Below are 12,724 nucleotides of genomic sequence, written 5' to 3' on the forward strand. Positions count from 1 at the left end.
TCTGGATTTTCAGCGCGGCACTTTTGGCGCGAAGCCTCTTAGAACCGCGCCAACCGATACCCCCCCAGTTCGGGCAAGCCCGACAGCAGCGGCCGCTCCGAAGCCAGTTGCACGATGATGTCTGCCGTCACCGCTGCCTGCGTCAACCCCAGATGCTGATGCCCGAACGCTAGCAACACCTTGCCATCTGCGACCCGATCGATAATCGGCAGCGAGTCCGGCAGGGAAGGCCGGAACCCCATCCATGGCGTGGCGTCCTGCGCATTGAGGTCTTGCCGGAACAACCCTTTGCTCAGGCGATGCAGCTGCCAGGCGCGTTGCATATTCGCCGGGCGCTCAAGGCCGGCGAACTCCACGGTGCCGGCCAGGCGCAGCCCGTCGGTCATGGGCGTCATGATGAACTTGCGCTCCAGGGAGGTGACGGCGAAGGGCAGGCGCTGATGTTCGTGGGGCAGCATCAGGTGGTAGCCGCGTTCGGTGTCCAGCGGGACGTGCTTACCCGTCAAGGCGGCGGTGAGTTTCGCCGAGTGCGCTCCGCAGGCGATCAGCACCTGGCGTGCAGCCAGCGGGCCTTGATCGGTGATCAACGTAACGCCCTGGGTGTTGATCTGCCCGTCGAGCACCTTGCGGGTGAGGAATTGCACACCGCTGGCTTTGGCGGCGTTCACCAGTTCGCACACCACCCGATACGGGTCGAGGAAGTGCCCGGTGCCTGCAAAGAACAGCCCGCCCTGGATGTGCTCACTCAACTGCGGCGCGGTGTTGCGTATGGCCTCACTCGACCAGAACGCCACGGGCACGCCTTGTTGTTCCATCCGCTGGCGTAACGCGTCGATGGCGCCCCGCGAATCCGTCCGTTCGAACACCAGCAACGAGCCGTCTTCGCGCAGCAGCTCCGGGCGGTCGATGCCTTGTAGCAAGCGCTGCCATGCGCCCAGGCTGGCTTCATTCAGCGCGCGAATCCCGGCGACCGTGCGCCGGTAGCGGGCCGGGCGCAGGTTCAGCAACAAACGCGCAAACCAGGGCAGGGCGCGGGGCAGGTATTTCCAGTCCAGGCGCAGCGGGCCCATGGGGTCCATCAGCATCGCGGGCAAGCGCTTGAGGATCGATAGATCGGCGATGGGGAATACTTGCTCGGTCGCCAGGTGGCCGGCGTTGCCATAGGAGGCGCCCATGCCGGGTGGCTGCGGGTCGATGACGATGACCTGGCGCCCTTGGCGTGCCAACTGCAAGGCGCAGGCGACGCCGATGATGCCCGCGCCGACCACGGCGATGTCGGCGCTTGGGGGTTCAAGCGACATTCTGTTCAGCCGACCAGTTGGCGTACCACTGGCGGAACAGCGTGTACTGGCTTTCGGTATAACGACGCTGGGCCTCGCTGAGGCTATCGGTTTCGTTGAAGTGCAGGGCGTAGCGGCGCTCACCGTTGAGCACCATCAGGTACTTGTAATACAGCACCAGATCGCAGCCTTCGTCGAAGGACGAGAGCACCGCCAGCGCGGCTTCCAGCTCCAGTGCCTGGCGACGCGCCTTGGCATCGCCCTTGGCGGCTTGCTTGCTCAGCGCTACCAGTTGCAGCACCTCCCGTGGCAGGGCGTTGCCGACGCCGGTGATGGCGCCGGTGGCGTTGCAGTTGACGAAGCCATGGACCACCTGGGTATCGACGCCGACCATCAGGCTCACGTTATCGTCCTGGGAGGTGATGTATTCGGCGGCGTAGCGCAAGTCGGCGCCACCGCCGAACTCCTTGAAGCCGATCAGGTTCGGGTGTTCCCGGCGCAGTTCGAAGAACAGCTCGGCGCGGGTGGCGAAGCCGTAGTAGGGGCTGTTGTAGATCACCGCCGGCAGGTTGGGTGCGGCCTTGAGGATCGCTGCGAAGTGGGCCTTTTGCGCGGTGGCCGACGCCCCTCGGGACAGCACGCGGGGAATCACCATCAACCCCTGGGCGCCGACCTTGGCCGCATGCGCCGCGTGGGACACCGCTTCACGGCTGTTGACCGCGCCGGTGCCGACGATGGTCGGTACGCCGGCGGCCGCCAGGCGTGCCACACCTTCCTGGCGCTGGGCTTCGGTGAGCAACGGCCAATCGCCCATCGACCCGCAATACACCACGGCGCTCATGCCGATATCGATCAATTCGCGGCCCTTGGCGACCAGCGCGTCGAAATCCGGTTCGCGCGCGGCGGTACACGGGGTCATCAGCGCGGGGATGCAGCCGGTGAAGATGTTGTCGCTCATGGTACTGACTCCTTGGAATGCTCAGTCAAACAGTGCAGGGCTCAGATGCCCCAGGCGAAAGGGTCCTGCTCATCGATCAGCAGAGTGCTGTCGGCGGTCATGTAGGCGCGGCCGGTGATGAACGGGCTCACGCGTTCGCCGTCCCATTCATAGCGGCCTTCGAACTGGCTGCCCGTGATGCTGGCTTGTACCCAGGTTTCACCCGGGGCGAGTTGTTTGTCGGCGGCCAGGCAGGCGAGCTTGGCGCTGGTGCCGGTGCCGCAGGGCGAGCGGTCGTAGGCTTTACCTGGGCACATGACAAAGTTGCGGCTGTCGGCGTGGTCGTCGTCGGCAAACAACTCGATGTGGTCGATCAGGGCGCCGTGTTCACCCTGGATGCCCTGGGTTTCGAGGGCCTTGAGCAGCGCCCAGGTGTAGTCGGTCAGGGCGTCGACGTTGTCCATCTGCAGCGCCTGGCCGTGCTCCGAGACCAGGAAGAACCAGTTGCCGCCCCAGGCGATATCGCCATGCACCACGCCATGGCCTGGCATTTCCACCGCTACCCGTTGGCGAAAGCGGTAGGCGGGCACGTTGCACAAGGTCACGGCGCCGTCCTCGTGCAGCGTCGCCGCCACCGGCCCGACCGGGGTGTCGAGGGTATGCACGCCGGGCGCAATGCGCCCTAAATGGTGCAGCGATGCAACCAGGCCGATCGTGCCGTGGCCGCACATACCGAGGTAGCCCGCGTTGTTGAAGAAGATCACGCCGCATAGGGCGCCTGGGGTGACCGGCGCGCAATACAACGCGCCCACCAGCACATCGTTGCCCCGTGGTTCCAGCAGGCAGGCGCGGCGCCACTGGTCGTGGTGGGTGCGCAGGCTGTCGAGTTGCGCGGCGATGCTGGTGCCGCTCAGCGCGGGGAATCCATCCATCACCAGGCGCGTGGGTTCGCCGCCGGTGTGAGAGTCGATGACGTGCAGTCGTTTCATAACACGCTCCATTCAGGGCTGCGCCTGGCGCAGCGGGCGCCTTCCTGTGAGTGACGGGATAGGCAGGCAGTGGCGCTATCGTGAACGCATCGGCGTGGCGGACGATTGATGTTTTGCGCCGTGTCGGATGACGAATTCAGCACAGTTTTGCGCGCTCGACAGCGTCCTGTGCATGCGGCAATCTGCTGGACGTCGAGGCGCAAAGTGGAGGGCCGAAGTGATGTTGCAGAGCGCGTTTGCAGCCCTGTGCCAAGGGAGTGAGGCGAATCGCCCGCAGAGCATCGAGCAGTTGTTGGGCGGCGTCATGCAACTGTTGCCGATGCTGGACGTGATCCCCAATGCGGCGATCTTCATCAAGGATCTCGACGCCCGTTATGTGCTCGCCAACCGCACCTTGGTGCAGCGTTGCGGGCTCAAGCAACTAGAACCGCTGCTGGGCAAAACCAGCGCCGAGGTGTTCCCCGCGCAACTGGGGCCGGGTTATACCGAACAGGATCGGCGGGTGCTGCAGCAGGGGTTTGTCCTGGCGGATCAGCTCGAATTGCATCTGTATGGCAGCCGCGAACCGGGCTGGTGCCTGACCCACAAGTGGCCGCTGTACAACCATGTCGACCAGATCATCGGCCTGGCCGGTATCTCGGTCGACCTGCAATCAGCCAGCCAAACCCACCCGGCCTACCAACGCCTGGCCGCTGTGGACGAGCACATTCGCGCGCACTTCAACCGCCGCGTCACCTTGGGCGAACTGACACGGATCGCCGGGATTTCCGTGGCGCAACTGGAGCGCTACTGCAAGCGCGTGTTCCACCTGACACCGCGTCAGATGATCCAGAAAGTGCGCCTGGAACAGGCTCACCGCTTGCTGCAAAGCGACCTGCCGATCACCGAGGTGGCGCTGCAGTGCGGTTATACCGACCACAGTGCGTTTACCCGCCAGTTCAAGGCGTCGACGGGGTTTACGCCCAGGCAGTACCGCCAGTTGGGCTAGTCGCCGGCATTGCGATGCAACGAATAGCCCCGGTCGCCGCTCCTATGCTTACGAGTAACCTTTTCACGACGACAGGTAATGGGCTTATGACGGCGGCGGACAACGATCATGTGAACTGGCTGGTGCAACAGTCGATGCTGCACGCGGCGCGGCAACGGGCCAAGCTCTATTCGGGGCAAGGCCGCCTGTGGCAACAGCCGTATGCGCACACCCGGCCGCGTGATGCGTCAGCCTTGTCGTCGGTGTGGTTTACCGCGTACCCGGCGTCGATTGTCACGCGTGAGAATGGCACGGTGCTGGAGGCGCTGGGCGATGAAAGCCTGTGGCATGCCTTGTCGAAGATCGGTATCCAGGGCATTCACAACGGCCCGCTGAAAAAGTCCGGCGGCCTGGCCGGGACGGAACACACGCCGACCATCGATGGCAATTTCGACCGCATCAGCTTCGACATCGACCCGCAGTTGGGCACCGAGGCGCAGTTGCAGGCACTGACGCGCATGGCGGCCGCCCATAACGCGGTGATCATCGATGATGTGATCCCGTCGCACACGGGCAAGGGCGCGGATTTCCGCCTGGCCGAGATGGCTTACGAGGATTACCCAGGGCTCTACCATATGGTGGAAATCCGCGAGGAAGACTGGCCGTTGCTGCCGGAGGTCGCCGACGGGCGCGATGCGCAGAACCTCAGCCCGCTGCAGGTGGATGCGCTACGCGATAAACACTACATCGTCGGTCAGTTGCAGCGGGTGATTTTCTTCGAGCCTGGCGTGAAGGAAACCGACTGGAGCACCACGCCCGTGGTCATGGGTGTCGACGGCAAGCCGCGGCGCTGGGTCTACCTGCATTACTTCAAGGAGGGCCAACCGTCGCTCAACTGGCTCGATCCATCCTTCGCCGCGCAGCAGATGATCATTGGCGATGCGCTGCACGCGATCGATGTCATGGGCGCGAAGATCCTGCGCCTGGACGCCAACGGTTTCCTCGGTGTCGAGCGCAAGCTCGACGGCACGGCCTGGTCGGAAAGCCATCCGCTGTCGATCACCGGTAATCAGTTGCTCGGCGGCGCGATTCGCAAGGCCGGCGGTTTCAGCTTCCAGGAACTGAACCTGACCGTGGACGATATCGCCTCGATGTCCCACGGCGGTGCTGATCTCTCCTACGACTTCATCACCCGGCCGGCGTACCAGCATGCGTTGTTGATGGGCGATACCGAGTTCCTGCGCTTGATGCTGCGCCAGATGCACACCCTCGGCATCGACCCCGGCTCGCTGATCCATGCCTTGCAAAACCATGATGAGCTGACCCTGGAACTGGTGCATTTCTGGACCCTACATGCCCATGACAGCTTCCTCTACCAGGGGCAGACCTTTCCCGGCAACATCCTGCGCGAGCATATCCGTGAGCAGATGTACGAGCGCCTGGCCGGCGAACATGCACCGTATAACCTCAAGTTCGTCACCAATGGCGTGTCCTGCACCACCGCCAGCATCATCACGGCAGCCCTCGGCATTCGTGACCTGGAGGCGATCACGCCGGCTGATATCGAGCAGATTCGCCAGATCCATTTGCTCTTGGTGATGTACAACGCCATGCAACCCGGCGTGTTCGCCTTGTCCGGCTGGGACCTGGTCGGTGCATTGCCGTTGGCGGCGGATGAGGTCGCGCACCTGATGGCTGATGGCGATACCCGCTGGATTCACCGGGGTGCCTACGACCTGGTGGACCTGAACCCGCAGGCCGAGCTATCCGCTGGGCAGATGCCACGTTCGAAAAGCCTGTACGGCAGCCTCAACAGCCAATTGCAGGACCCCGACTCGTTTGCTTCCCAATTGCAGAAAATCCTCGCCGTGCGCCGTGCCTATGATATCGCCGCCAGTCGCCAAATCCTGGTGCCGGACGTCGAACATCCTGGCTTGCTGATCATGGTCCACGAACTGCCGGCCGGCAAAGGCACGCAAATCACCGCGCTGAACTTCGGTAGCACGCCGCTCACCGAAACCTTGCACCTGCCCAATATCGCGCCGGGACCGGTGGTGGACATCATCAATGAACGGGTCGAGGGCGACCTGACGGAGGAGGGGGAATTCACCATTACGCTGGATGCGTATGAAGGGCTGGCGTTGCGGGTGGTCAGCAGTTCGCCAATGCTTTAGCGCAGATCAAGTGATGACCGGCACCGACACGTCAAACTGGTTCGGTGCAGGTTGAAACCCGGGTTGAGGGCAACCCGGCACGACGCTAATCCAGCCATAAAAGGAACCGGACCATGTTGTTTGATGCATATGCTGAAGAGTCGCTGAACGGTATCGGTCATGTCGTCCAGGATATCGAGGACGTTGCGCAGTACACCGAAGGGTTGCGAGCACGTCTTTCTGAACTCTTTGCGTCTACGCACAGCCGTTTTGGCGCGAGCTTTTCCGTTCCGCCAGAGGGTTACTTCCAGGTTGAAGGCCACTTCGGTTTGGTCAGAGCGAATCTGCTCTATGCCAATGAGGGCAGCGGCACCTTTGGTCGCGTGGTGCTTCGCAAGCACACGCTGGACGAGCAGGGACGAGACGCCTGGCCGGAAATCTGGGCGTTTCGGATTCTGAAGGATGGCGATGTCTGGGAGAGTGACAGCGGCCCGGCGCTCTACAACGAGAGGAATACGCCAAACGAGCACACGTGCGTCGCCGTTCGGCGTCTCGTCGAATCAATCGTGCTGTCTGCAATGAAACCACGCTAGATCCGCCAGGCAGTCAACAAGCAGCCCCTGCGGGAGGCGATTGAACGCGCTTACCCGTGAGGGTTGCGTGCGCGCTCGTTTCTCGCCAGTGCCACGGCCGCAGTGATTGCGGCGCGGGCTTGAGGGCTGTTCTTCCAGCATGTCGAGCCTAATGCCGCAGAGGCCTGCGCCAGGATGTCTGCCACGTGTGATTGGCTGAGAGCGTCCAGCGATTCGATGCCCATCTGTTCAAGCCGGGTAATCACTGTGGGGCCTACGTCCTTGAGTGCGAGCAACCAGTTCGTTCTTCCAATGAGAATGGTATTGGTAAATTCCTTTTTCCAAGAGCCCCGGAGTGTGCCGGATGCCGGGGAGTGTTTCAATAAACCGAAGTTGATTCGGTACATCGCACTACCTGGCTGTCGACACGTGGGTTTGCTGTCTTTTGAATACTAAAGGGCCATATAAAGAGCGCTACATTTTTGACATACAAATGTAACGCGATTAAAAAATAAAATAGCTGACTTTTGAGTCAGTCTACAAAAACGGGGCCATATTAAAAGTAGGGAAAATAGTTTCCCTCTTAAAATAGGTGATCCCATTGGAATATACATATCCAAACGAGTTACACGGAAAAGCCAGCGTGAAAGCGGTGCTCGTGACCGATAACAAAGTCATTAGTACATCCGAGTATATTGAGATCTTCTTAATAACCAGGGGCTATGACACGACGCCTGAAAATAGGCTCAGGGTCGCGGAAAGCCTGGCTCGCGTTCCTGCGCGTGAGCGCCATTCCTCCTCTGAGCTGGACCACTGGCTTGATTGTCACTTCAAAAGCTGACTGCCGCTTTCGCAGGGTATTTAACGTAAGCGTGATAATCAAAGGGTAATGCCAGGTGATTATGCAGACTGATTACGAGATACATTACATTAAGCGTGGCCACAAAAACGTCAGAAGAGTCAGGGCCAAACACATGATGGAGGTTGATGCGTGGAAAGTTGCCATTATTGCGGAGGGCGTCAGCCATGAAGAGACTCTCCCCTTAGTTTGTTTGGCACAGGTTAAAGCCCTGGCGGCTAGGTACGATGTAAGCTCAGTCAGGTGGAACAAAGCGATACATGTAAAGAACCTGGAAACGGTCATGTCGAATAGAGGCATAACGCGGGAGGATACGGGCGAGCGTACCTTGGATCTGTTGGTTCAACCCCAGGACAACGTCACACCCGATCAATCAGACTGACAGCACGCAACCGAGTGCTGCTCGACTCGAAAAGGCCTGGACGTGTTCCAGGCTTTTTCATCGAGCAGAGCCGCTTCATTATTTGGCATTCCTTTGCGTGATCTGGTTTTGTTGAGCCACAAAAAACCCCGCACTTGGCGGGGTCTACCTGCATCACCGATGCAGGGGGCGCAAATGATGCTGGGAACTTCCCCCAGCTTGCCCCCGTGGGGCGTTTTAACAAACCTGCCATCAAGCAGGCTTTGTTGGGACTCGGTCAGCTGTTGGAACAACCGTTACCCATCACACTGTATTGCATGACGTGTTCATGGCCTTGGTGGTCCAGGTAAGTCATCTGGACAGGCACTACCGCACAGACATTGTCAGGGATAGAGTCCACGTGAATCACTTTGGCGATGTCGAGGTGCGAGCTGTAGCTGTACTGCTCGACGGCCGGTTGATCGGCAAACGCCATCTGGCTGCCCAGCATTACAAAAGAAGCAGCAATCAACATTTTAAACAGTTTCATTTTTTCAGTGTCCCAACGATGCAAACGATTTACGTCTTCAGTCGGAGTACATATGGCCGAAGGCTCTACGAGGCGCGGGAGGGTGGTTTGCTTGGACCCTGTGGATTGGCGCTTCGTCGCTTTGTTTGGAAGCTGGGTCTAGTTTATGCCGTTGGCGATTTTGATAAATCCCAAAGCCTGGAAATGATTGTTGTTGAAAAGGTAATAATGCAGCGTGGCGTCAGGGAAGCATCCCTGCCAACGACGTCCGGGCTTTGCTTCTGCGGGCAGGTAACGCGAACGTGCGGTTGTTTAGTGCCGGGAGAAAAGCATGGGGTTGGTCGGCTGGACGCCGTGGCTGGGGAGGTGCGGAGCAAGGTCAGAAATGGTGGTGCAGAAAAGATAAGGGGCGCATCAGATTCCCCGGCAAGCTCTTGATCTCTACGGTGCGAAGCCAGAATCGCACGGGCATTAGCAATAGCAGCGACAGCGAGCATCGAGTGCTTAGCTTGCGTCGGGACTTAGATGGGTGAAGAAACTGCAGCCAGTTAACCAGGTAAACAAGCTCAAAGTCTCTTCGAGGCCCGGCGCGTCAAACAACATGGGCCGTGAGTCCAGATGGTCATTCAGATGAGTGCTTGCCGGGCGCTTTGAATGCCTAAAATGCACGCATAAGGGTACTTAATTAAAGTAATTCTGGTTGGTTTGGACGAGTGGCCATTAATCTTACATACAAGACTGATTTTTTATGTATAAAGGTGGCGCTTTTACTGGTTTTGCTCATGCTCGACGAAGGCAAGCTCTTTCGCCGATGTCATGCTGTTTTTTCGGGATCTATCCGTGATAGTGCGAATGATATCTGATCCTTTGTTCTACGCGTTACTCAACGTAGCGTGGAGCTTGAAACACTCGAAGATCTTAGCTGGTTCGCCCTGGCGCAATAGCAGCTTAGGAAATAGGGGCGGCCCTAATCTTTTTGCTTTGCGTGAAAGAAGAAATAGTCAAAAAAAGGATTTTGATCATGGGACTTAGATGGACTACGGTTACGGTACTACTGGTTGTTTGCTGGATGCTGTTTTTGGCGCTTCTTATATGCAAGCCCTTCATGAGAATCTGAGCATGGCTCTATTTGGTCGATTATCGCGGGCAAACATTTTTAATGCGTCTCTCAAATCGATTGCTTGATGCCGGTAGCCGCCGACCTCCCTGGTACGGCCTATGGAGAGGGCTGCCGTTTTGATAGCAGACTCACTCCCGCAAGACTCGCTTTGCAGGCATAATCAGGTAACGGCTTGCCGAGCCAACTCACGCAGAATTCATCCACTTCCACCCATGTGTCCGCAGGCGATTGTTGGCATCGAATGAGCTCTGAGCAGACGCCGTTTTGATCAACTTTGACGAAGCTGCGGAATTTAGAGGGCGTGACGAAAAATAGCTTAAGCCACAGCATGATGATCTCCTTATTGGTAGCTATATAGGTATAGCTTTATTTCAGGCTGAGGCCATTGGATTCTGGGTTTTTACCGCACATTTCGCTTTTATGTTCCTAGTATATCGGGCGCTGTTAGGCGCGCCTTATGTTGGCCCGGTCACGTCGAATGTTGGTCTAAAAACTGTATTGCAGTTCGATAAAAATGACAGGCTTTTATGGGCAAACGACCGGATCGCAAGCTCGATGCACTCATGGCGAGTCACTGTGCTGATCATTGCGGCGATCTGCTCGGATATGGGCAACTTGGCAATCCTCTAATTGATGACATCGCATCGAGGGGGCCGTGATTAGTCCAGCCATTAGGTCCATTTGAGGGTCTAGAAAGCGTAGCAGTGGCCAACTAGACGGCCCGCGCACGGGCCTAATGGACATCCCTCAAAGACGCAGAGGGGGTTGCTTCCCCCTCCTATCTCTACTGAGCGTTACGCCGTCGTGTTGACTCGCGTGCCTATTGATCCTGAGGTTGCTTTGGTCTGTTCGACTTCGCCCGGCGTGCTACCGTCATGATCGCCGTCGCTGTCTGCCTGCACGGCTGGCCGGACTTGGGGTTTGAATGCTGCAGGTTGCGGTTGTGTGATGTGTGTCGAACCCGTAATTGCCGATGTCATGTGAATCCCCTTAAGAATCGCTAGTTTGAGTTAATACTATCGGCATATTGTTTCAATGTTTAGCCACTTTAGTTAAGCGCCTCATGAATAAAAATAATTGAGAGCGTTTCCTGGTCTTAAGTTTGGTTCGGCACGCTAGCGCTTAAGTTGTAGGTGAAAAATGTGTGATAATTTTGTGATGGTTTACGAGTTGCTTTTGCACTATCTATCTTGGCGCGTCGCGCTACAGGCGCCGCGCCGGGTTAATGATCAAGGTCAGGGCGGTGCCAGGGATCTACGTGCGTCATAAGATTCAAAACGCGATGTATCCGCATCACCTCTTCCCTTGCTGAAACCGCAATAGCATGACCTTGTGCAACGGTAATTGAGGCATCTACTTCGATATGAGCGTCGACGATGATCATGTCACCCATTTTTCGAGTTCGTAGATCATGCACCCCTTTAATTCCAGGTATGTTTTCGAGCGTGTTGCGAATGGTTTCTACTTCCTGCTCATCGGCAGAGCGGTCCATCAGGTCATGTAATGAATCCCAAGTGAAGGTCCAACCCATCTTGGCGATCATGCCTCCGACCACCAGCGCAGCAATGGGGTCAAGAATCGGGTAGCCCGCCAGATTACCAACGATGCCTATGCCGACAACCAAGGAGGACGCCGCGTCGGATCTTGCGTGCCAGGCATTGGCAACCAACAAACTAGACTTAACTTTTTTGGCGACCCTCAGCATAAAGCGAAACAACAACTCCTTGGCTACCAGCGCTGCAATGGCAACCCACAAGGCGGCAACGTGTACCGTTGGAATCGACTCAGGGGTTTCAAGCTTGAACACCGCAGATCCGATCATGCCGACACCCACGATCAGCAATAGTATTCCCAATACCATGGATGCGGCAGTCTCGAAACGCAGATGCCCATAAGGATGACCTTCGTCAGCATCCTCTTTGCTTTTGTGGCTGGCGAATAGCACTACGAAATCAGCGATCAGGTCTGATAGCGAGTGAATACCATCGGCTACAAGCCCCTGGGATTTTGACATCACGCCCACTGCAATTTGTGTGAATGAGAGCGCAATATTGACGATGACGCTCATCCATGTGCATCGGGAGGCTGCCGATGCGCGGGCGGCTTGACTATATCCCTCGTCTTCAGAGTCTTCAGCTATTTGTTCATGATTCATATTTGTTTCTCTAATTGAAATTGATACTCGTCTCGCGCTGCGAGCAAGGTCAGTACTCACTAATAGCTGAGCTTTTTATCGGGCGTGAAGCGTAAGGGGTGTGCCTCAATTAAAGCAAGGAGTCGTGCGTTCTAAAAAGTGTGTAAGTACCGATTTTAGGGTTGCCTGGAATGATGTAAATGCTAATGTTTCGCGTAACTAAGATTTTAGGTTGGCTACAGAGTTAGTGAGTCAAAGCGGGATGCTTCTCAGCGGGTATAAAAGAAAGGTCGACGGGCGCAGAGGCATCGCGTCTATATCAATGACTCAAGCGGTCAGGTGCAAAAACATTCACAAAAAATAATGTTGCGGTACTTAAACATTGACGTGTGAGTACTGTATTTGTGGGCCAGTTATAAGCCTTGCGCTACAAACACCAGGTGTGAGCTGGTTAGCGTCGTTTTTGAGCGAGGGCATCAGGTCTGAGTTCGGCATCGATGTTCCTCAGAGGTGACCACCGGCGTTCTCCCCGATCACCTCAAGTGCGCCTCGGACGTTTTGGCCGGCATTCGTGTGGCCTTGGCTTTCGACGAGCAGCGTCAACTCCATCAGCGCAGCCTCTGTAGATCGCGACCGTTGGCATGCACCCCATATGAAAATTTTCTAAACGAGTGACGTCGCGCCTGTGAATGATCTCTAATTCGAATGGTTGATGGCATAATGCCATGAGCGCTGGTCGAACGTGACGTCGTTGAACGTTTTTTGAGACCTCAGGTTCCATTTCTCAGACATGATCAGGTGATCTGTAATGCGTCGTTCAGCTGTAAACGCCTGGAGGGACCTT

The 12,724-nt window shown here is 57.3% G+C and carries 10 protein-coding genes and 2 pseudogenes; 3 read left to right on the forward strand and 9 right to left on the reverse strand.

Annotation, left to right across the window (positions count from 1 at the left end):
• Window positions 1-38: 38 nt before the first annotated feature.
• The 3 genes from P3S72_RS14980 to P3S72_RS14990 are packed head-to-tail and all read right to left on the reverse strand — an operon-like array spanning window position 39 to window position 3,206.
• Window positions 39-1,301, reverse strand: a complete 1,263-nt coding sequence (locus P3S72_RS14980; protein WP_276192853.1) for an FAD-dependent oxidoreductase — start codon at window positions 1,299-1,301, stop codon at window positions 39-41.
• Window positions 1,291-2,238, reverse strand: coding sequence for a dihydrodipicolinate synthase family protein (locus tag P3S72_RS14985; RefSeq protein ID WP_276192854.1), 948 nt, complete (start codon window positions 2,236-2,238; stop codon window positions 1,291-1,293). Before P3S72_RS14985 ends, P3S72_RS14980 begins: the two co-directional genes overlap by 11 nt.
• Window positions 2,239-2,279: 41 nt before the next feature.
• Entirely contained in the window at window positions 2,280-3,206 is a 927-nt protein-coding gene (locus tag P3S72_RS14990; RefSeq protein WP_276192855.1) for a 4-hydroxyproline epimerase, read from the reverse strand.
• Window positions 3,207-3,426: 220 nt separating this feature from the next.
• Here P3S72_RS14990 and P3S72_RS14995 point away from each other — a divergent pair, with 220 nt between their 5' ends.
• The 3 genes from P3S72_RS14995 to P3S72_RS15005 all read left to right on the forward strand — a co-directional run bounded on the left by P3S72_RS14995 (window position 3,427) and on the right by P3S72_RS15005 (window position 6,919).
• Window positions 3,427-4,194, forward strand: a complete 768-nt coding sequence (locus P3S72_RS14995) for an AraC family transcriptional regulator (protein ID WP_276197940.1) — start codon at window positions 3,427-3,429, stop codon at window positions 4,192-4,194.
• An 86-nt stretch (window positions 4,195-4,280) separates the two neighbouring features.
• Window positions 4,281-6,347 (forward strand): maltose alpha-D-glucosyltransferase, encoded by a 2,067-nt coding sequence (gene treS / locus P3S72_RS15000; protein ID WP_276192857.1) that lies wholly within the window; start codon window positions 4,281-4,283, stop codon window positions 6,345-6,347.
• 113 nt (window positions 6,348-6,460) lie between these two features.
• Window positions 6,461-6,919 (forward strand): hypothetical protein, encoded by a 459-nt coding sequence (locus P3S72_RS15005; RefSeq protein ID WP_276192858.1) that lies wholly within the window; start codon window positions 6,461-6,463, stop codon window positions 6,917-6,919.
• A 50-nt stretch (window positions 6,920-6,969) separates the two neighbouring features.
• On the opposite strand, the pseudogene P3S72_RS15010 reads toward P3S72_RS15005, so the two are convergent.
• The 6 genes and pseudogenes from P3S72_RS15010 to P3S72_RS15035 form a co-directional block, all read right to left on the reverse strand.
• Window positions 6,970-7,223 (reverse strand): annotated as a pseudogene (locus P3S72_RS15010) (helix-hairpin-helix domain-containing protein).
• Window positions 7,224-7,728: 505 nt separating this feature from the next.
• Window positions 7,729-7,926 (reverse strand): hypothetical protein, encoded by a 198-nt coding sequence (locus tag P3S72_RS15015; protein ID WP_247400640.1) that lies wholly within the window; start codon window positions 7,924-7,926, stop codon window positions 7,729-7,731.
• Window positions 7,927-8,395: 469 nt separating this feature from the next.
• Window positions 8,396-8,632: a DUF2790 domain-containing protein gene (locus P3S72_RS15020; RefSeq protein ID WP_253400390.1), complete on the reverse strand. Its 237-nt coding sequence runs from the start codon at window positions 8,630-8,632 to the stop codon at window positions 8,396-8,398.
• A gap of 498 nt (window positions 8,633-9,130) precedes the next feature.
• Window positions 9,131-9,244 (reverse strand): annotated as a pseudogene (locus tag P3S72_RS15025) (GAF domain-containing protein); the annotation flags it as partial.
• 598 nt (window positions 9,245-9,842) lie between these two features.
• A complete protein-coding gene (locus P3S72_RS15030) occupies window positions 9,843-10,076 on the reverse strand; it encodes a hypothetical protein (RefSeq protein ID WP_276192861.1) in 234 nt (77 codons plus the stop codon).
• A gap of 892 nt (window positions 10,077-10,968) precedes the next feature.
• On the reverse strand, window positions 10,969-11,901 hold the full coding sequence (locus P3S72_RS15035; RefSeq protein WP_276192862.1) for a cation diffusion facilitator family transporter: 933 nt from the start codon (window positions 11,899-11,901) through the stop codon (window positions 10,969-10,971).
• Between the last annotated feature and the right edge of the window lie 823 nt (window positions 11,902-12,724).

The organism is Pseudomonas sp. D3 (genome assembly GCF_029320995.1).
Lineage (GTDB): Bacteria > Pseudomonadota > Gammaproteobacteria > Pseudomonadales > Pseudomonadaceae > Aquipseudomonas > Aquipseudomonas paraveronii.